The sequence below is a fragment of the Streptomyces sp. NPDC048392 genome (genome assembly GCF_043200575.1).
Classification (GTDB): Bacteria; Actinomycetota; Actinomycetes; order Streptomycetales; family Streptomycetaceae; genus Streptomyces.
The window spans coordinates 48,195-68,778 of record NZ_JBICYB010000025.1 but is presented as its reverse complement, the minus strand read 5'-3'; the positions used below and the strand labels follow the sequence as shown (position 1 = coordinate 68,778).

Sequence of the window (20,584 nt, the reverse complement as noted above, 5' to 3'; positions counted from 1 at the left end):
CGGGCCAGTGTATGCAGCCGTGCCACGGCCGTTCGGTGGCGCCTTCGAGGACCGTGCGGTGTTCGGTCCTCAGCGGCCCTGGTACTTCGCCGCCTTCGCACGGGCCGAGCCGAGCTTGCCGTAGAGCTTCTCGCCGGGGCAGTTCGTGGCGACGCCGTCGCGATGACCGGAGATGACGCTCAGTCGTACCTTCCTGCCCTTCCGGTAGAGGTTGCCACCCCCCGACTTCAGGTATGTCCTCCCGCGCGGGTTCATGCCGTAGAGCCCGACCTTCCACGCGGTGAGCCGGGCGATCGCCTTCAGCGCGGCCGGCGACGGCTTCTTCGAGCTGTAGGTGCCGAGAACGGCGATTCCCATGCTGTTGGAGTTGAACCCCAGGGTGTGGGCACCCAGTACCGGCTTGGACACGCCCCCGGCCCGGCCCTCGTAGATACTGCCGCACTTGTCGACGAGGAAGTTGTAGCCGAGGTCGCGCCAGCCCATGCTGCCGACGTGGTAGCGGTAGATGGCGCGAACGACCGAAGGCGCTTGTGAGCAGCGGTAGTTGTTGCCGGTGTCCGAGTGGTGCACGAAGGCCGCCTTGACCTTCCTGGTGTAGACGAACTCCTTCTCGCGCAGCTTCTCGTCGGCGCCCCAGCCGCGGCGCGTGGTGATGCCCGGGCGGGGGCCCACGTGCGGCTTGGCCTGCTGCTGCGCGGGGAGCGCGGGAAGCGCCAGGAGTTCGGCCTCGGTCTGCGCGCGGCTCAGGGCCGGGATCTCGGTGGGCCCGGCCGAGTCGGCGGCCCCGGCGGTCGTTCCGGTGGTGCGAGGGCCCTCCCCCGGGCCCGGGGCGGCCCCGGGCGGGGCGCCCTCGCCGGGGTCGACGAGTTCGAGGCGCAGTCCGGTGGGGAGCCGCGGGGCGGCCGGAACGGTGCGGTCGGTCCCGGGGGCGCTCTCCGCCCGTACCCGTACCTCCACGCCGTCGGACTCGCCCACCCACAGGGGGGCGGTGGCGCCGCGGACGCGGCCCGAGGTGCTCTCGGGGGTGCCGGGGTCGGCGGCGTGGTCGGCGTTGTGGGTCTCCAGCTCCTGCCAGCCGGACCAGGTGCCGGTGGCGGTGGCGCGGGTACGGACCTCGACGCGGCCGTGGAGTGCGGTGGCGGGGTCGTCCCAGATGACGCCGACGAGCGAGAAGTGCCGTACGTCCCGGCGGGGCAGGCCTTGTTCGGCCGCGCCGGGTGCCCGGTCGCGGGCGAGGGGGGCGAGGGGCAGCGACTGGGTGCCGCCGGGGACGTACGCCGTGGTGCGCGCCGTCGCGGCGGTCGAGGGCGGGGCCGGGAAGGTGGCGGCCGCCGCGGGCGGGGCGAGCGGGAGAGCCAGGGCCGCCGCGCACGTGACACCGATCGAGGAAGCAAGGAATCCACGCATGCCCCTGAGTCTGGACACAGTCATACAAACATGTCCATTGGGGATCTGACGGGTCGTAGGATGCTTTGGTCCGATCCGGTGGCGGCACGGTATGCCGTCGGCTCGGTGCGCACGGCGGGGCCCGCGTACGCTTTGGCGGGTGAACGCGACCGACCGCACCCCTGCCGACCTGCTGAGTTCCGCGCTCGCCGCGGACCCGGGACGCCCCCTGGTGACCTTCTACGACGACGCCACCGGCGAACGCGTCGAACTGTCCGTGGCCACCTTCGCCAATTGGGTGGCCAAGACCGCGAACCTGCTCCAGGACGACCTGTCCGTCGAACCCGGCGACCGGATCGCGCTGCTGCTGCCCGCGCACTGGCAGACGGCGGTGTGGCTGCTGGCGTGCGCGTCGGTCGGCGTCGTCGCCGACGTGGCGGGTGATCCGGCGTCGGCGGACGTGGTCGTGAGCGGGCCGGAACCGGAGTCGCTGGAGGCGGCGCGGGCGTGTTCGGGCGCGCGGATCGCACTGGCGCTGCGGCCGCTCGGGGGGCGGTTCGCGCCCCGTCCGCCGGAGGGCTTCGCCGATTACGCGGTGGAGGTACCGGGGCAGGGGGACAGGTTCGCGCCGTACGTGCCGGTGGACCCGGAGGAGCCGGCGCTGATCGTGGCCGGTCGGGAGTTCAGCGGGGCGGAGGTCGTGGAGCGGGCTCGGGCGGAGGCGTCGGGGTTGGGGCTCACGGGCCCGGGGGCGCGGATTCTGTCGGGGCTGCCGTACGACACGTGGGAGGGGTTGAGCGCGGGGTTGTACGGGCCGCTCGCGAGTGGGGGGTCGGTGGTGCTGTGCCGGAACCTGGAGCTGGCGGCGACGGACGTGGTGGACCAGCGGATCGAGGCGGAACGGGTTTCGGCCACGGCACGGTGAAGTGGCTGCGGGATGTTGGTGTGCCGGGGCTGAGGTGAGGGGCGGGATGGGCGCGTGGCCCGGCACCGATCCCGCGCCCGGCGTGCGAGGCGGCGCCGTGGAGGTGTCGGCGGGGTCCGGATCGGTGACCCTGCGCTGACGCCACACCCCACGCACGGGACCGCGGCGACGGAGACACCCGGCCCGGCACCGATCCGGCACCCCGGGTACGAGGCGGCATAGTGCGGGTCAGTGACCCTGCGCCGACGCCACACCCCACGCACGAGACCGCGGCGACGGAGACACCCGGCCCGGCGCTGACGGGGTGCCGCCTGCGCCCACCCGCGCCGCCCTGGGCGGCACGAATACCCGCAGGCTGGGGTGGGGCGCGAGCGCATGCCCGCAGGCTGGGGCGTGCACGGGCGCACGGCCCATGCCCGCAAGCCCACGACCCGCAGGCTGGAAGGTGCGCGGGCACATGTCGCGGGCTGAGGGGCGCGCCCGTGCCCGCAGGCTGGGCCAGGTAAGGGCCGTCGGCCCTGTCCGCCCCGCAACCGCGGTCGCCCCCACCGCCCCCGCGGCCGCGGTCGTCCCCCGTTCGGGCCAGGCCCGTTCCACCTCCGGTGCTCGCTCGGGGCATGGTCGTAGGAGCGTGCGGGTGTGGGACGGAGGCAGGCGTGGGCGATGACGCGGGCACGGCGGTCCGGTGGGGGCGGCGCGGGGCACGGGGCGTCGGCGACCGGGGACGGGTTGCGGCGGCGGCGCCGCAGGCGGCGGCTGGGGCTGGCCGGGATCGTGGTCACCGTGCTGGCCGGAGGTGCCGTGGGTGTCGGGTGGGCGGTGTACGTCAAGCTGAACGGCAACATCACGGCGGACGAGGCGGCGGCGGCCGAACTCGCCCGGTACGAGAAGGAGCGGCCCACCGCCCTGGTGCGCGGCGCCCAGAACGTCCTGCTGATCGGGTCGGACTCGCGCTCCGGAGACGGCAACGCGCGCTACGGGCGCGACTCCGGGACCGAGCGGTCGGACACCACGATCCTGCTGCACCTGGCCGCGGGCCGGGACAGCGCCACCGCCGTCTCCCTCCCCCGCGACCTGATGGTGGACGTGCCCGGCTGCCACCGCCCGGACGGGTCCCGCACCGAGCCCGTGTTCGCGCAGTTCAACTACGCCTTCGCGGCAGGTGGTTCGGCGTGCTCGATCCGCACGGTGGAGAAACTGACCGGCATTCGGATCGACCACCACGTGGTCGTCGACTTCCAGGGCTTCAAGGAGATGGTCGACGCGCTCGACGGCGTCGAGGTGTGCCTGCGCGAACCGGTGGACGACAAGGACGCCAAGCTGAAGCTGCCCGCGGGCCGGGTGACGCTCGACGGCGAGCAGGCGCTCGGATACGTCCGCGCCCGCAAGTCGCTCGGTGACGGCAGCGACACCGACCGGATGGACCGGCAGCAGCGTTTTCTGGGAGCGCTGGTGAAAAAGGTGCAGAGCAATGGCGTGCTGCTGAATCCGGTGAAGCTGTATCCCGTTCTGGACGCGGCCACGTCGTCGCTCACGACGGACCCGAGTCTGGCGAATCTGCGCGGTTTGTACGATCTTGCGCGCGGCCTGCGGGGGATTCCCGCCGAACGCGTGCAATTCCTGACCGTCCCCCGGGAGTCGTACGCGGGCGACGCCAACCGGGACCAGCTCGTGGAGCCCGACGCCGAGAAGCTGTTCACCCGTCTGCGGACGGACGAACCCGTGACGATCGCGACGTCCGAGCGGGACCCGGCAGGTGGTACCACGCGTTCCGGGGAGCCCGGTGACGCCGCTTCCCCGGCACCGACCTTCAGCGGGAACACCGCCGGCGAGGATGTCTGCGAGTAAAGCGCATTCCAAGAAGGGGCAACCCGCACGCAAGGCGGCCGGAAAACGCGTGCACAATTGTCCGATAAATGCGATGGATTGCCCACTTGTAAGGTTCGTGGAATGCGTCACGAGCCTCGCCCCGTCCCCAGGCGGGCCATTAGGGTGAGCGCTCCGGTGCGCCCGGCCGCGGAGTCGCGTTCCGGCGCCGAGCACTGAATGAGCGAGACCGGGCGCCTCGAGGGGAGGGCGCCGCGTGGCCCCGACGGAGGATTCGGACGACCGTGGACGCGCAAGGCCGTGGGCAGGCGGAGGACATCGATCCCGCAGACCAGTGGGTACTCAATCCGGACACCGGCGACTACGAACTGCGACTGTCCCCTTCCGTACCGCAGCCACCAGTACCCGGTCAGCGCCGCGCCACGCCCGCCCCGGCACCCGAGCGTGAGGTCCCCGCGCCGCGCAGGCGCCGTGCGACGCCCGGGGAACCGCCGCCGGAACGGCGCGATCGCCGACGGCCTGCGAAGAGGAAGCCGAAGGGCAAGAGGATCCTGCTGTGGACCGGCGGCACGATGGCTTTCGTCATTCTCGCCGCCGGCACGGCCGGATACCTCTACCTGCAGCACCTCAACGACAACATCGAGTCCCTCCCCGACGACGGCGCGAGCACCGGTGGATTCCAGAAGGACAAGGCGATCAACATCCTGCTGATCGGCACCGACAAACGCACCGGCGACGGCAACGGCGGCTACGGCGACAAGGGCAGCGCCGGCCACGCCGACACCACGATCCTGCTGCACGTCTCCAAGGACCGCTCCAACGCCACCGCCCTCAGCATTCCCCGCGACCTGATCGTCGACGTCCCCGACTGCCCGACCACGCGGGAGGACGGGACCACCGAGGTCATCCCGGGCTCCACGACCGTCCGGTTCAACACCAGCCTCGGCCAGAGCGGCCGTACGCCCAGCTGCACCATGCGGACCGTCACCGAGCTGACCGGGGTGACGCCCGACAACTTCATGGTGGCCGACTTCAACGCGGTCAAGACGCTGACCTCGGCGGTCGGCGGGGTGGAGGTCTGCCTGGCGAAGGACATCAACGACCCCGACTCGCACCTGGACCTGCCGGCGGGCAAGCACACGGTCGAGGGCGAGGACGCCCTCGCCTTCGTCCGCACCCGGCACTCCGTCGGCTTCGGCGGCGACCTGAGCCGCATCGAGCTCCAGCAGCAGTTCCTCAGTTCGCTGATGCGCAAGCTGAAGTCCAACGACACGCTCACCAGCCCGTCGAAGATGGTGAAGCTGGCCGAGGCCGGCACCAGGGCGCTGACCGTCGACGCCAAGCTGGACAGCATCGGCAAGCTGAAGGACCTCGGGCTGGAGCTGGGCAAGCTCAACACCAAGAACCTGACCTTCGCCACCGTGCCGGTGAAGGACAACCCCGCCGAGGAGACTCCGGTGACCGTCGTCCTCAAGGAGGGCCCCGCCCAGCAGGTCTTCGACATGGTCGGGAACGACGTCTCCTTCACCGAGGTCAAGCAGAAGGAGAAGGAGAAGCAGAAGAAGGAGGCGGCCGCCGTCGCCGCCCGTCTCGAGGGCGAGAAGTCCGAGCCGGGCGAGATCCGGGTGCGCGTCATGAACGGCGGTGCCCCCGCCGGCAGCGCCCAGCAGGAGCTGGCCTACCTCCAGACGGAGGCCGGGGTCGCCAAGTCCGAGAACGCCGGCAACGCCCCGGCGCAGACCGCGAGGACCACCCTGGAGTACGCCCCCGACCAGGCCGACCAGGCCCGCGCACTCGCCGCGATCCTCGGCCTGTCCGGCGCCGCCATGAAACCCGGCGAGAGCGTCACCAACTCCCAGGGCCTGCCCACCATGACCCTCACCCTCGGCAAGGACTTCAAGGGCGCCGGAGTCAGACTCGACGCCACCTCCGGGAAGGCACCCGCGGACACCCAGGAGACCACGGCGGACAAGGTCGAGTGCGCGAAGTGACCTGACGGGCCCCGCGCGCGTCTGACAGTACGACGGTCCATCGGTGAACGGTCCACCGGCGAAACGTCGCCCCGGCGCACCCGGGGGGCGGCCGGGACGGTTGTGGCCCTGCGGGGCGCGGACAATCCGTCGGGGCCGCCGTACAGCCAACGAGGGGTCCCGTACGTCCAACTGTGCGAACAGGTCGCGGCAGGGACGCGTTCGCGGGCCCAAGGGTGGGAGAAGGACATGACGCAGAGCAGTGTGCGCGGGGAGGGAACGCGACCGGACGCGGTCCGGCACGCCCGGGGCAGGAGTGCGGGCCGGGGCGGCGGCCGTGACGGGGGCGGCACGGGCGCGGCCGGGCGCTCGGGCCAGAAGGGCGGCAACGGCAGGCGGTCCGGGCGGCGACGCGCCGGACGGCGGCATCGAGCGCTCCGGTGGTCCGCGACGACCCTCGCGGTGCTGATACTCGGCACGGCCGGCGCCGGATACCTCTACTACCGGCACCTGAACGGCAACATCGAGAAGGGCCGGCGCAGCAGCGGCGACTCCAAGGCGCACAGGACCGAGCCGAACGCGGCCGGACAGACGCCCCTGAACATCCTGCTGCTCGGCTCCGACAGCCGTGCCTCCGACGCCAACGTGGCGCTGGGCGGCGGCAAGGACCACCGCGACAACCCGCCGCTGGCCGATGTGCAGATGCTGATCCACCTGGCCGCGGACCGCAAGAGCGCCGCGGTGGTGAGCATCCCGCGTGACACCCGGGTCGACATCCCCGCGTGCGAGGACCCCGCCACCGGGGAGAGGTTCCCGGCGACCAACGCCATCATCAACGGGTCGCTGGCCCGCGGCGGCGCCGGTTGCACCCTGGCCACCTGGGAGAACCTCACCGGGGTCTACATCGACCACTGGATGACGATCGACTTCGCGGGCGTGGTCTCGATGGCGGACGCTGTCGGCGGGGTCGAGGTCTGCGTGAACCAGAACGTGTGGGACCGCCCGCTGCCCGGCGTACCCGGCGGCTCGGGCCTGAAAATGAAGGCCGGCACGCACAAGGTGCAGGGCGAGCAAGCGCTCCAGTGGCTGCGTACCCGGCACGCCTGGGGCAGCGACCCGCTGCGGGCCCGGGCCCAGCACATGTACATGAACTCGATGCTCCGGACGCTGAAGGATCAGAACGTCTTCACGGACACCGGCCGGCTGATGAACCTGGCCGAGGCCGCCACGAAGTCCCTGACGGTCTCCGAGGAGATCGGCACCGTCAAGAAGCTGTTCGACCTGGGCACGCAGCTCAAGACGGTGCCCACCGACCGCATCACCATGACGACGATTCCCACGTTCGAGGATCCCGAGGACGAGAACCACCTGCTGCCGGCCGCCGGCGCCGACACGATGTGGGCGATGCTCCGCGACGACGTCTCCTTCGACGACAAGGGCGCCAAGAGCGGCAAGGGCCGGCAGGGCTCCGGCGCGGGCGACGGCGAGGCCGCCGGCGGAGAGGGTGCCACCGGCACGTCCTCCGACGAGCCCGCCGCCGACTCCGAGATCGGCGTCCTCGTCCAGAACGCCACCCGCTCCGCCACGCTCGGTCCGGTCACCGGCCGCGCCGGCGCCGTCGCTTCGACGCTGGTGGAGAAGGGCTTCGCCAGGGCGACGAAGGACACCTCGGCGGCCCTCTCCGAGGAACGGACCGTGATCCGCTACCCGAGCGCCGAGCTGGCGGGCGACGCCCGGCGCGTCGCCGAGGCGATGGGAATCCCGGCGAACGCGGTGCGCGAGTCCACGGACGTGTCCGGGGTCACGCTCGTCGTCGGAGCTGACTGGCGCTCGGGCACGTCCTATCCGAAGCAGAAGACGCCCGAGGCCGGAGACCTGCCGAAGGACAGCGACGCCATCAATGGCTCGGACACCGGCAAGTGCATGGACGTCTACAAGCCCTATCGATGGTAGGAGTTCACGAAAATAGGACGGATTGCCCCGTTGTAGGGGTGTCGAATGTGACACCAGTGTCGTTCGATGTCGAACTGGACGGATAGTGTGAGCGCTCCAGTGCCCCCTGCCGCGAGGTCCGCCCTCGTGTCGTGCACTTGTTGACCCTTTACCGTGCGCCTTCAGGAGAAGGTGCCGCGTGGCCCCCGACGGAGGATTGGGAGACCGTGGACGCGCAAGGACGTGGGCGGGCAGACGACGTCGATCCCGCAGACCAGTGGGTGCTGAATCCGCGTACCGGTGAATACGAACTGCGACTGTCCCCTTCCGCACCGCAGTCACCCGTCCCCGGACCCCGCAGGGCCGCGCCCGACTCGTCCCGGACCTCGGGCGACGCCGACGGCACCGACGGCACCGCCCGCACGGCGCGTCGTCGTACGGCCGCTCCCGGCCGCGAGGTGCCGCCCCAGCGACGGCGCCGGCCGGCGCCCGAGGAGCCGGTACCCGGCCGGCGCGGACGGCGCCCGGAGAAGAAGAAGTCCAAGGGCAGGAAGGCCCTGCTGTGGACCGGCGGCAGCATGGCCTTCGTCGTCCTCGTGGCGGGTGTGGGTGGCTACGTCTACCTCAAGCACCTCGAGGGCAACGTCTCCACGACGGACGTCGGCACCGCCGGAAGCAGCAGCTTCAAGAAGGACGAGGCCTTCAACATCCTCATCATCGGCACCGACAAGCGCACCGGTGAGGGCAACGAGGGCTACGGCGACAAAGGCAGCGTCGGGCACGCGGACACGAACATCCTGCTGCACGTGTCCAGGGACCGCTCCAACGCCACCGCGCTCAGCATCCCCCGCGATCTGATCGTGGACATCCCCGAGTGCGAGACCACGCAGGAGGACGGGACGAAGAAGGTCATCCCGGGCTCCGCGGGTGTCCGCTTCAACCAGAGCCTCGGCGACCTGGGCCGGGACGCGGGCTGCACGATGCGCACGGTGAAGGAGACGACCGGCATCAAGCCCGACCACTTCATGATGGCGGACTTCAACGCGGTCAAGACGCTGACCACCGCGGTCGACGGCGTCGACGTGTGCGTGGAGCACGCCGTGGACGACCCGAAGTCCCATCTCAAGCTGCCCGCGGGCGAGTCCAGGGTCGAGGGGGAGCAGGCCCTCGCCTTCGTCCGCACCCGGCACGCCTTCGGCAACGAGGGCGACCTGGACCGCATCAAGGTGCAGCAGCAGTTCCTTGGCTCGCTCATGCGGAAGATGTCCTCCGGCGACACCCTCACCAGTCCCACCAAGCTGGTGAAGCTGGCCGAGGCCGCGACCAAGGCCCTCACCGTGGACAGCGCGATCGGCAAGGTGGGCACGCTGAAGGACATGGCCCTGGAGCTGAAGAAGGTACCGCCGAAGAACATCACGTTCACGACGGTGCCGGTGATCGACAACCCCGCCGAGAAGGTCAAGGCGACGGTGGTCGTGAACGAGGCGAAGGCGCCCCGGGTCTTCGACATGATCAGGGAAGACATCTCCTTCACCGAGGTCAAGCAGAAGCAGAAGAAGGAGGCGGCCGCCGTCGCCGCCCGTCTCGAGGGCGAGAAGTCCGAGCCGGGCGAGATCCGGGTGCGCGTCATGAACGGCGGTGCCCCCGCCGGCAGCGCCCAGCAGGAGCTGGCCTACCTCCAGACGGAGGCCGGGGTCGCCAAGTCCGAGAACGCCGGCAACGCCCCGGCGCAGACCGCGAGGACCACCCTGGAGTACGCCCCCGACCAGGCCGACCAGGCCCGCGCACTCGCCGCGATCCTCGGCCTGTCCGGCGCCGCCATGAAACCCGGCGAGAGCGTCACCAACTCCCAGGGCCTGCCCACCATGACCCTCACCCTCGGCAAGGACTTCAAGGGCGCCGGAGTCAAACTCGACGCCAAGTCCATCGAGACGCCGGACCTGGACAAGTCCACGGCCGACCAGAAGCAGTGCGCCAGTTGACCTGAGGGGCCTGTCGTACGTCTCACAGGGCGGCGACGGGCCCGCGGGTGGCGCGGGGGCCGGGAGGGACGCGGAAGTGACGCGGAGCGGTGTGCAGGGGGAGGACACGCGGGAGGGCGCGGCGGACGCCTCCGAGCGTGAGAAGGCCGTCCGGGAGGACGGCGACAACGGGGTCGACCGCACCGAGGACGGCGGCGCCGACGAGGGCGAGAGCGACGACAACGACAACGACAACGGCAGCGGCAGCGGCAGCGGCAGGACCGACGGACGCCGTCCGCGCGGGCGCAACGGCCTCGTGCGCTGGACCGCGGTGGTGCTCGCCGTGGTCCTGGCCGGCACGGCCGGCGCCGGTTACCTCTACTACGAGCACCTCAACGACAACATAAGGAAGGACGCCCTCAACCTGGGCGACAGCAAGGTCGCCGCGCCGACGCCGAACGCGGCCGGGCAGACCCCGCTGAACATCCTGGTCATCGGCTCGGACGCCCGGGACAGCGAGGAGAACCAGCAACTCGGCGGCGCCCGGGAGACGTTCGGCTCCACGCCACTGGCGGACGTGCAGATGCTGGTGCACCTGTCCGCCGACCGCAGCAACATGTCGGTGGTCAGCATGCCGCGCGACACCCTGGTCGAGATACCCAGGTGCACCGATCCGGGGGACGGCGAGGTCTATCCGGCCAGTGCGGGCCGGGTGATGACGAACCAGAGCCTCGGACGCGGCGGCCCCGGCTGCACGGTGGCCACCTGGCAGGAGCTGACCGGCATCCACATCGACCACTTCGTCATGGTCGACTTCGCGGGCGTGGTGTCCATGGCGGACGCCGTCGGCGGCGTCCCGGTCTGTGTGGACGCCAACATCCACTCGCGCGACAGCCAGGGCCACGGCTCCGGCCTGAAGCTGGCGAAGGGCACGCACCCGGTCAAGGGCGAGCAGGCTTTGCAGTGGCTGCGCACCCGGTACGGCTTCGAGGACGGCAGCGACCTGGCGCGGGCGAAGGCCCAGCACATGTACCTGAACTCGATGGTCCGGACGCTGCGCGAGAACGCGACCCTGAGCAGCCCGAACAAGCTGCGCAGGCTCGCCGAGGAGGCCACCGCGGCGCTCACCGTCGACCCGGGCCTGGACACCGTGAAGAAGCTGTACGACCTCAGCGGCGAGCTGCGCCGGGTGAAGCCGGAGCGCATCACCATGACCACGATGCCCAACCGGTACGTGGGTGCCCGCGTCGAGCCGACCGAGGACGCGGACCAACTGTTCCGGCTGGTGCGCGAGGACATCGCGCTGGACGGCAAGGACGCGAAGAAGAAGGACGCGGAGCCGAAGGCCCCGGACGACCCGGCGGCAGCCGACGACGAGATAGCGGTCCAGGTCCGCAACGGCACCCGCGGGGACGGCCTCGGCACCGCCCCCGGACGCGCGAACACGGTCGCCGGGCTCCTGGTGGAGCGGGGCTTCGCGAAGGCCGTCGCGGACCCTTCGGTGCTGCCGAGCGAGGACCGTACGGTCGTCCGCTACCCGAGCGCCGACCTGGAGGGCGACGCACGACGCGTCGCCGAGTCCCTGGGCATCCCGGCGGGTTCGGTGCGGCGGTCGACGGACGTCTCGGGCGTCACGCTCGTCGTGGGCGCCGACTGGCGCGAGGGTACGGCGTACAAGGCGGCCGGAAGCGACGACGGGATCCCGCAGTCCGCCGAGGCCCTCAACGGCGCGGACGCGAGCGCCTGCATGGACGTGAATCCGGCGTTCACCTGGTCCTGACCGCGGCCGGGCGCCCGAGCCCGTGACCGGGCCGGGCCGGCGTGACCGGGCCGGGCCGGCGTGACCGGGCCGGGCCGGCGTGACCGGGCCGGGTCAGCGGGCCCCGGCGGCGTCCGCGGTTCCCTGGTCGGGCTGGACCGCCGGGCGCCGCGAGGCGATGACCTTCCTGGCCAGCGACTTGGGGCTGGTCAGGAAGCCCCAGCCCCAGGACATGTGCATGGTCGCCAGCGCCACCGGGATCCGCGCCCGCGCCTTCAGTCCGAGGCCCTTGCCCGCCGGGAGTGACCCGGCGACGATCGCCGCGAGGTAGACGCCGGGTACGGCGAAGCCCCACGGGGTCAGCGCGGCGCCCACCACGACACCGGCAGCGATGGCGCACACGGCGGTCGGCGGGGCGAGGTAGCGCAGGTTGATGGAGCCCGAGTGGTAGCGGGCGACGACGTGCCGCCAGCGGCCGTAGTCCTTGTACTGCTTGGCCAGCGCCCGCGCGGACGGCCGGGGGCGGTAGGACACCCTCAGCTCGGGCGAGAACCAGATCAGGCCGCCGGCCTCGCGGATGCGGAAGTTCAGCTCCCAGTCCTGGGCGCGGATGAACTCCTCGTTGTACCCGCCCTGCCGCTCCAGCGCCTCGCGGCGGAACACACCGAGGTAGACGGTCTCGGCGGGCGCCGCCCGGCCTCCCGTGTGGAAGGCGGCGTTGCCCACGCCGATCCTCGACGTCATCGCGGCGGCGACGGCGTCCTCCCAGGCGTTCTCCCCCTCGGCGTGCATGATGCCGCCCACGTTCTGCGCGCCGGTCTCCTCCAGGAGCCGCACGGCCGTGGCGATGTAGTCCGGCGACAGCATGCCGTGGCCGTCGACGCGGACGACGACGGGATGGCGGGACGCCCTGATCGCGGCGTTCAGCGCGGCGGGCGTACGGCCGGTGGGGTTCGGCACGGTGTGGACCCGGGGGTCCTCCCGGACGAGTTCGGCGGCGATCTCTTCCGTACGGTCCGTGGAGGGACCGACGGCGATCACGACCTCCATCTCGCCGGCGTACTCCTGGGCGAGGATGGCGCGGACGGCGCCGCGCAGGTGCCGCTCCTCGTTGAGGACGGGCATGATCACGGAAACGGCGGGCGGCCGCACGTCGGACTTGGCGTTCATCGGTGCTCACGTTACCGCGAACGGGGGACACGGGTGCGCGCCGCGGGGGTCGCGGCACCGGGCAGCAGATCGTATGGGCCTACGGTGCTCACGAATCCCGTCCGGCCTCACGGTCCACGCCCAGGGGCCCGTACCCGCGGAGGTGTCCCCTTGCCCACGCCGCCCCGCTCGTCCCGGGTCCCGGCCTCGACCACCCGGGGCGGACCTCCGCAGCAGCGCGGTGGCCCCCGGTCGTCCGGGCGTCCGCCGCGGCCCCCCGTGCGGCGGAGGAAGCCGCGCTGGGCCATGCGGGCGGTGACCGCGCTGTCGGTGGTGGTGCTCGCCTCGGCCGGGATCGGGCACGCGGTGCTGTCCGGCCTGGACTCGGACATCTCGCGGGTCGACGCCTTCAAGGACATGAAGAACCGGCCGCGGGCGGGCGACGGCATGAACGTGCTGATGGTCGGCACCGACGGCCGGGACAGGATCAGCGAGGAGGAGCGGCGCAAGTACAGGCTGGGCGGCGCCCCCTGCCACTGCACCGACACCATCATGATCGTGCACATCTCGGAGGACCGGGAGCGCGCGAGCGTGGTCAGCCTGCCGCGCGACTCGTACGCCGAGACGCCCGGCCACACCGACCGCACCACCGGCGAGCACCACAAGGGGCACCCGCTCAAGCTGAACGCGGCCTATGCCGAGGGCGGCCCGCAGCTGACCATCCGCACCGTGGAGAACATGACCCACGTGAAGATCGACCACTATCTGGAGGTCGACTTCACCAGCTTCATGAAGACCGTGGACGTCATCGGCGGTGTGAAAATCTGCACCGTCCAGCCGCTCAAGGACGGCTACACCGGGCTCGACCTCGCCCCGGGCACCCACACGCTGATGGGCGGGCAGGCGCTCCAGTACGTCCGGTCCCGCCATCTCGACGGCGCCTCCGACCTGAGCCGGATGAAGCGCCAGCAGCGCTTCCTGGCCGCCCTGATCGACCGGGCGACCTCCTCGGGGATCCTGCTGAACCCGCTGAAGTTCCGTGACGTCACCCGGGCCGTGCTGGGCTCGGTCCGGGCCGACCAGGGATTCGGCACGGACGAGCTGCTGACGCTGGGGCGGGCGATGCGGAACTTCTCGCCGTCCTCGTCCGAGTTCACCACCGTGCCGATCGGGCAGATGGGCTACGCCGTCGAGGGCGTCGGATCGACCCTGAAGTGGGACCCGGCGAAGTCCGAGCGGATCTTCGCCGCCCTGCGCGAGGACGAGCCGCTGGCCGCGCCGAGACCGAAGCCGAAGGGCCCGGCGCCGGTGCGGGTCCCGGTGGACCCGCGGCAGATCCGGGTCCAGGTGGAGAACGGCACCCGCACCGCCGGGCTCGGCAAGCGCGTGGACGACGCGCTGGCCGCGACCGGGTTCCGCACCACCGGAGCACCCAGGAACGCCGCCGACCGGGCCGTCGCGCGCACCGTCGTCGCCTACGACCCGCGCTGGGACCAGTCGGCGAAGTCGCTGGCCGCCGCCCTGCCCGGCAGTGAACTGAAGCCGGTGAAGGGGCAGGGGGCGCTGCTGAAGGTGATCGCGGGCGCCGATTTCGAGAAGGCCGTGAAGGTGCGTCCGGCGGATCCGCCGCAGGAGTCGGGCACCGTGGTGCGGGGCGACGAGGTGGTCTGCGGCAAGGAGTGAGGCGCGGCGGGGTGCCGGGTCAGTTGCCGGAGACGGTGACCTCGTCGTCGTTCCTCAGCTCCTGGACGAGCTTCTTCACCTTCGCGTCGTCCCACTTGAGGTTGCTCCCGACACTGCCGGAGACCGGCATGTTCATCGAGGTGCCGTCGCCGCCGCTGACGCTCTTCATCGCCCAGAACATGCCGGCGAGGTCGAACAGGCCCATGTCCTTGTCGACGACGAGGGAGTCCAGGCCGGCGCCCATGGTCGGGTAGAGCCTGAACGGGTTGAGGACGGTCGACGGGGTGGCCACCTGGCTCGCCAGCGCCGACAGGAACTTCTGCTGGTTCTTGGTGCGGTCCAGGTCGGAGCCGGGCAGGGCGTACCGGGTGCGGACGAAGGCGAGGGCCTCCTCGCCGTTCAGGGTCTGCTTGCCCTTCTTGAAGTCGGCGCCGGACTTCTTGTCCTTGATGTCCTGCGGGATGTCCATCTCGACGCCGCCGACCGCGTCCACGATGTTCGCGAAGCCGGCGAAGCCGATCTCGACGTAGTGGTCGAGGCGCAGGCCGGTGTTGTACTCGACGGTGCGCACCAGCAGCTCGGGGCCGTCCTCGGCGTACGCGGCGTTCAGCTTGGTGTGCCGGCCGGTGCCCTTGTAGGTCTTGCCGGACTCGGAACCGACGAAGCTCGGGATCTCCACGTCCGAGTCGCGGGGCAGGGAGATCAGCGTCGACCCGTTGTCCCCGGTGTGCAGGATCATCATCGAGTCGGTGCGCTTGCCCTCGGCGGAGCCGGTGTGCAGGTCCTTCTTCTGCTCGTCGGTCATGCCCTCGCGGCTGTCGGACCCGACGATCAGGTAGTTCGTGCCCTCACCGGCCTCGGGCCGGTCGATGACCTTGGACAGGTCGACCTCGCGGTTCAGCTTGGAGTCGGCCCAGAAGTAGGTGCCGACGGTGGTGACGACCAGCACGGTCACCACCGTGATCGCGGTCCACTTGATCCGGCGGCGCCAGTCCGGCGCGGGTCTGCCCGGACGCGGGCCGCCGGGGCCGGAGCCCTGGCCGCCACCGCCGCCGTAGACCTGGCCGGTGTTGTAGCCGCTGTCGTACCCGTCGCCGCCGTACCCCTGACCGTCGGTGTACGACGGCTGCTGCGGTACCCCGGCGCCGTACGGCGGGGCCGACTGGCCGGGGCCGGGCGGCGGCGTCGCGCCGCGGCGGACCTGCCGCATCACGCGTGCGCTCTCGGGCCGTGCGCTCGCGCCGCCGCGTCCGTATCCGCTGCCGCGGTCGTCACCGGACCATCCCTCGGGCCAATCATTCATGCGCACCAGTGTGCAGGCCCGCCCTACGGGCCATACAAGGGTCGTCGGAAAATAGGGTCGGCGCTGTTGCGAAGCTGACACAAAATCACGGCGGTGTGGCCCCGGCATAAGGTGGAGGCCATGACAGACCAGGCAGAACAGGCCTCGGCCGCGCAGTCGACGGCACCGGAGATCCCGGGCAAGCCGACCTCGGCGTCCCGCACCACCCTCAGTCACATCATGACGCACAGCGACACCAACCTTCTGGGCACGGTGCACGGCGGTGTGATCATGAAGCTGGTCGACGACGCGGCGGGCGCCGTGGCCGGACGGCACTCCGGCGGACCCGCCGTCACCGCGTCCATGGACGAGATGGCGTTCCTCGAACCGGTCCGCGTCGGCGACCTCGTCCATGTGAAGGCCCAGGTCAACTGGACCGGCCGCAGTTCCATGGAGGTCGGCGTCCGGGTGCTGGCCGAGCGCTGGAACGAGTCCACCCCGGCCACCCAGGTCGGCTCGGCCTACCTGGTCTTCGCCGCCGTGGACGCCGACGGCAAGCCGCGCACGGTCCCGCCGGTGCTCCCCGAGAGCGAGAAGGACAAGCGCCGCTACCAGGAGGCCCAGATCCGCCGCACCCACCGCCTGGCACGGCGCCGCGCGATCATGGAGCTGCGGGAGCGGCGGGTGGCGGAGGGCTTCGACGACTGACCGGCCGCCCCGCCGCCCGCGTCCGGCGGGGCGGGAGCCGTGCGGCGGCGGCCGAAGCGCCCGCTCTTTCGGAGCCGATCGTCCCGGGCTCCCGAGACCTCAGAGCATCAGCAGCAGTCGCGTGTTCGGTACGAGCTTCCGGTTCACGCTGGTGCTCTGCACGAATATCGTGAAGTCGTCGTTGTGGTCCGGCTTGATGCGGACTTCCACGTCGGGAAGGCCGAGCAGGGTTCGGGCCTCGGGCCCCGTGTACACCCGGTCCGTCTTCTTCTCCAGCACCGAGATCTGCTTCTTCGGCTGGACCTTCTCCGACTTGCTCAGCTGGTAGAACGCACCGCCGGTGCGGTAGGTGTGCCCGCATGCGACGACCCAGTCCCGAATCGCCGCGTCACGGGAGACCGCGACCAGCTCGTACCTCGACGGATCCACGGGCGTGAGGCCGGCCGCCTCGATGGTGTCCTTGTTGACCGCCTCCGCACCGGTGGAGAACACCGCACGCGACCCCCGGATGCCCTGAGCGCGGCCCACCATGAACTTCTCGGTGGCCTCCTGGATGACCTGCCCGGCCTCCTGCAGACCCTGTGTGCTCGTGGCGTCCCAGATGGCGATGTTGTCCTTCGGGAACCCGTACTGCATGGCCTCGCGCTTGCCCATCTGGTCCGGCACCAGGACGGCCAGCGTCCAGTTGTCCTGCTGGGTCTCGATCATCGCGGCCACGGCCTCGACCAGTTCACGCGGATCCCTGGCGGGAGCGTCCGGGCAGCGGTGACTCACGTTCTCCTGTCCGTCGGTGAGCACGAACGTCAGGAAGCTGTGGTCTCCGTACAGTTGCGCCGTCTGCGCCAGCTCGCGTTGCGACTTGAGCGTGGCCGCCAGCAGCGCCGTCATCCCACCGACCCGGTACATCTGCTTCAGCGACGGCATCCGCAGCACGTCCTTGTCGTAGATGACGCACTGCACCCTGTCCGCGAAGACGTACACCGTGACGCGGGTCTCCTGGTCCAGCTCCTGCGACCGGCGGGCCAGATAGGCGATCTGCTCGTCGGCGACTTCGACGACCTTGCCGCTCAGGCGGGACATGGACGAACTGGCGTCCAGCACGAGAGCGACGTGATTGATGTAGTTCTGCTTTCCGGACAAGGCAGCTCCCCCTCTTTCCGACTCGACGCTCCCACCGTCTCACCCGCCACTGACAACGGGGCCCGGCCGGGAGGCCGGACGGACGGCGGCCGGAAAGAGCGAAGGGCGCCCCGCGACGGGCGCCCTTCGACCGCGGTGGACCACCAACCGTTACGGCAGGTTCCTCGCCATCACGATCCGCTGCACTTGGTTCGTGCCTTCGTAAATCTGGGTGATCTTGGCATCGCGCATCATGCGCTCCACCGGGTAGTCGCGGGTGTAGCCGTAGCCGCCGAGGAGCTGGACGGCGTCGGTGGTGACCTCCATCGCCACGTCGGAGGCGAAGCACTTGGCGGCGGCGCCCTGGAAGGTGAGGTCACTGTCGCCGCGCTGGGACTTGGCGGCGGCCGCGTACGTGAGCTGGCGGGCGGCCTCGATCTTCATGGCCATGTCGGCGAGCATGAACTGGATGCCCTGGAAGTCGGCGATGGGCTTGCCGAACTGCTTGCGCTCCTGGACGTAGCCCTTGGCGTAGTCGAGGGCGCCCTGGGCGATGCCGAGGGCCTGGGCGGCGATGGTGACGCGGGTGTGGTCCAGCGTCTTCATCGCGGTGGCGAAGCCGGTGCCCTCCGCGCCGATCATGCGGTCGGCGGGGACGCGGACGTTGTCGAGGTAGACCTCGCGGGTCGGGGAGCCCTTGATGCCGAGCTTCTTCTCCGGGGCGCCGAAGGAGACGCCCTCGTCGGACTTCTCGACGACGAAGGCGGAGATGCCCCTGGAGCGCTTGGCCGGGTCGGTGACGGCCATCACCGTGTAGTACTCGCTGACGCCGGCGTTGGTGATCCAGCGCTTGACGCCGTTGAGGACCCAGAAGTCGCCGTCGCGGACCGCCTTGGTCTTCATGCCTGCCGCGTCCGAGCCCGCGTCGGGCTCGGAGAGGCAGTAGGAGAACATGCCGTCGCCCTTGGCGAGCGGGGTCATGTACTTCTTCTTCAGCTCCTCGGAGCCGGAGAGGATCACCGGCAGGGAGCCGAGCTTGTTCACCGCAGGGATGAGGGAGGAGGACGCGCAGGCGCGGGCCACCTCCTCGATCACGACGACCGTGGCGAGGGCGTCGGCGCCCGCGCCGCCGTACTCCTCGGGGACGTGCACCGCGTGCAGGTCGTTCGCGGTCAGGGCGTCGAGGGCCTCCTGCGGGAAGCGGGCCTCCTCGTCCACCGCGGCGGCGTACGGCGCGATCTTCGCCTCGGCCAGCGAGCGGACGGCGTCGCGGAGCATGTCGTGCTCCTCGGACGGGCGGTACAGGTCGAAGTCAGCCGATCCGGCCAAGGTCTCTCACGCTCCAAAACGCTGTGCTGCTGGGCACGCTAACTACCGTTAAGTAACCCAAATTTTAGAGCCCGCCCGCGTTCGTGGATAGGTGAGCTTGACGACAGCCGGCCGGAGGGCTTTCCCCGCGTCCCGGATATGCTCGGCGCGCACCTGCCGTACACCTCTGGAGCACCCATGGCCCTGAAGATCACCGTGATCGGTACCGGCTATCTCGGCGCGACCCACGCGGCGGCCCTGGCCGAGCTCGGTTTCGAGGTACTGGGTCTCGACGTGGTGCCCGAGAAGATCGAGATGCTCCAGCGCGGCGAGGTCCCGATGTACGAGCCGGGCCTGGAGGAGCTGCTGCGCCGGCACGTCGCCGGCATCGGGGGCGCGACCGGCCGACTGCGCTTCACCACCGACTTCGCAGAGGTCGCGGACTTCGGCGACGTGCACTTCCTGTGCGTGAACACACCGCAGAAGCACGGCGAGTACGCCTGCGACATGTCGTACGTCGACTCCGCGCTGGCCTCGCTGGCGCCGCACCTGACCGGCCCCGCGCTCGTCGTCGGCAAGTCCACCGTGCCCGTGGGATCCGCCGACCGGCTGGCCGCCTACCTCGCCGAGCACGCCCCGGCCGGTGACGACGCCGAGCTGGCATGGAACCCGGAGTTCCTGCGCGAGGGCTTCGCCGTGGAGGACACCCTGCACCCCGACCGGCTCGTGGTCGGCGTGCGCAGCGAGCGGGCGGAGAGGCTGCTGCGCGAGGTGTACGCGACGCCGATCGAGGAGGGCTCGCCGTTCGTCGTCACGGACTTCCCCACGGCCGAGCTGGTGAAGACCGCCGCGAACTCCTTCCTCGCCACCAAGATCTCCTTCATCAACGCGATGGCGGAGGTGTGCGAGGCCGCCGGCGGCGACGTCGCCAAGCTGGCGGAGGCGATCGGGTACGACGACCGGATCGGCCGGAAGTTCCTGCGGGCGGGGATCGGCTTCGGCGGCGGCTGTCTGCCGAAGGACATCCGGGCCTTCATGGCGCGCGCCGGTGAGCTGGGCGCCGACCAGGCACTGACCTTCCTGCGCGAGATCGACTCCATCAACATGCGCCAGCGCGGCCAGATGGTGGAGCTGACCCGGCAGGCGCTGGGCGGCGGCCCCTTCCTCGGCAAGCGGGTCGCGGTGCTCGGCGCCACCTTCAAGCCCGACTCGGACGACGTGCGGGACTCCCCCGCGCTGAACGTCGCCGGGCAGGTCCACCTCCAGGGCGCCCAGGTGACGGTGTACGACCCCAAGGGCATGGAGAACGCCAGGCGGCTCTTCCCCACGCTCGGCTACGCCGATTCGGCGCTGGAGGCGGTGCGGGGGGCCGACGTCGTCCTGCACCTGACGGAGTGGCGGGAGTTCCGCGAGCTGGACCCGGAGACGCTGGGCGAGGCGGCGGCGGCCCGGGTGATCCTGGACGGGCGCAACGCCCTGGACCCGGCGCTCTGGCGGAAGGCCGGCTGGACGTACCGGGCGATGGGCCGCCCCACCGCCTGAGGGCCTTGAAGGCGGCGCCGGTTCGGCCGAGGC

14 protein-coding genes are annotated in these 20,584 nt (G+C 71.1%); 9 read left to right on the top strand and 5 right to left on the bottom strand.

From position 1 onward, the window contains the following. Positions 1–69: 69 nt before the first annotated feature. Positions 70–1,407 (bottom strand): peptidoglycan recognition protein, encoded by a 1,338-nt coding sequence (locus tag ACGFYH_RS27265; protein ID WP_393805812.1) that lies wholly within the window; start codon positions 1,405–1,407, stop codon positions 70–72. A 139-nt stretch (positions 1,408–1,546) separates the two neighbouring features. On the opposite strand from ACGFYH_RS27265, the gene ACGFYH_RS27260 reads away from it, so the two are divergent. The 6 genes from ACGFYH_RS27260 (at position 1,547) to ACGFYH_RS27235 (ending at position 11,781) form a co-directional block, all read left to right on the top strand. Continuing rightward, positions 1,547–2,311: a TIGR03089 family protein gene (locus tag ACGFYH_RS27260; protein WP_393805811.1), complete on the top strand. Its 765-nt coding sequence runs from the start codon at positions 1,547–1,549 to the stop codon at positions 2,309–2,311. Between the two features lie 663 nt (positions 2,312–2,974). Then, the gene (locus ACGFYH_RS27255; protein ID WP_393805831.1) at positions 2,975–4,159 is read left to right on the top strand and encodes an LCP family protein; all 1,185 of its coding nucleotides are present in this window, start codon (positions 2,975–2,977) and stop codon (positions 4,157–4,159) included. A gap of 263 nt (positions 4,160–4,422) precedes the next feature. Further along, positions 4,423–6,129 carry an LCP family protein gene (locus tag ACGFYH_RS27250; protein WP_393805810.1) on the top strand — a complete coding sequence of 569 codons (1,707 nt, stop codon included), beginning with the start codon at positions 4,423–4,425 and terminating at the stop codon, positions 6,127–6,129. Between the two features lie 228 nt (positions 6,130–6,357). Further along, positions 6,358–8,061: an LCP family protein gene (locus ACGFYH_RS27245; protein WP_393805809.1), complete on the top strand. Its 1,704-nt coding sequence runs from the start codon at positions 6,358–6,360 to the stop codon at positions 8,059–8,061. A 206-nt stretch (positions 8,062–8,267) separates the two neighbouring features. Then, entirely contained in the window at positions 8,268–10,022 is a 1,755-nt protein-coding gene (locus ACGFYH_RS27240; RefSeq protein WP_393805808.1) for an LCP family protein, read from the top strand. A gap of 76 nt (positions 10,023–10,098) precedes the next feature. Continuing rightward, positions 10,099–11,781: an LCP family protein gene (locus ACGFYH_RS27235; protein ID WP_393805807.1), complete on the top strand. Its 1,683-nt coding sequence runs from the start codon at positions 10,099–10,101 to the stop codon at positions 11,779–11,781. A 93-nt stretch (positions 11,782–11,874) separates the two neighbouring features. On the opposite strand, the gene ACGFYH_RS27230 is transcribed toward ACGFYH_RS27235, so the two are convergent. After that, positions 11,875–12,930, bottom strand: a complete 1,056-nt coding sequence (locus tag ACGFYH_RS27230) for a glycosyltransferase family 2 protein (RefSeq protein WP_393805806.1) — start codon at positions 12,928–12,930, stop codon at positions 11,875–11,877. A 285-nt stretch (positions 12,931–13,215) separates the two neighbouring features. On the opposite strand from ACGFYH_RS27230, the gene ACGFYH_RS27225 reads away from it, so the two are divergent. After that, positions 13,216–14,592: an LCP family protein gene (locus ACGFYH_RS27225; protein ID WP_393805805.1), complete on the top strand. Its 1,377-nt coding sequence runs from the start codon at positions 13,216–13,218 to the stop codon at positions 14,590–14,592. A 19-nt stretch (positions 14,593–14,611) separates the two neighbouring features. Here ACGFYH_RS27225 and ACGFYH_RS27220 read toward each other — a convergent pair whose 3' ends face one another. Then, positions 14,612–15,895, bottom strand: a complete 1,284-nt coding sequence (locus ACGFYH_RS27220) for an LCP family protein (protein WP_393805804.1) — start codon at positions 15,893–15,895, stop codon at positions 14,612–14,614. Positions 15,896–16,015: 120 nt separating this feature from the next. Here ACGFYH_RS27220 and ACGFYH_RS27215 point away from each other — a divergent pair, with 120 nt between their 5' ends. Next, entirely contained in the window at positions 16,016–16,582 is a 567-nt protein-coding gene (locus ACGFYH_RS27215) for an acyl-CoA thioesterase (RefSeq protein WP_393805803.1), read from the top strand. 99 nt (positions 16,583–16,681) lie between these two features. Here ACGFYH_RS27215 and ACGFYH_RS27210 read toward each other — a convergent pair whose 3' ends face one another. Both ACGFYH_RS27210 and ACGFYH_RS27205 read right to left on the bottom strand, forming a co-directional pair. Continuing rightward, positions 16,682–17,722, bottom strand: coding sequence for a vWA domain-containing protein (locus ACGFYH_RS27210; protein ID WP_393805802.1), 1,041 nt, complete (start codon positions 17,720–17,722; stop codon positions 16,682–16,684). 150 nt (positions 17,723–17,872) lie between these two features. Beyond that, on the bottom strand, positions 17,873–19,030 hold the full coding sequence (locus ACGFYH_RS27205; RefSeq protein WP_393805801.1) for an acyl-CoA dehydrogenase: 1,158 nt from the start codon (positions 19,028–19,030) through the stop codon (positions 17,873–17,875). 177 nt (positions 19,031–19,207) lie between these two features. On the opposite strand from ACGFYH_RS27205, the gene ACGFYH_RS27200 reads away from it, so the two are divergent. After that, positions 19,208–20,551, top strand: coding sequence for a UDP-glucose dehydrogenase family protein (locus ACGFYH_RS27200; protein ID WP_393805800.1), 1,344 nt, complete (start codon positions 19,208–19,210; stop codon positions 20,549–20,551). Positions 20,552–20,584 lie beyond the last annotated feature (33 nt).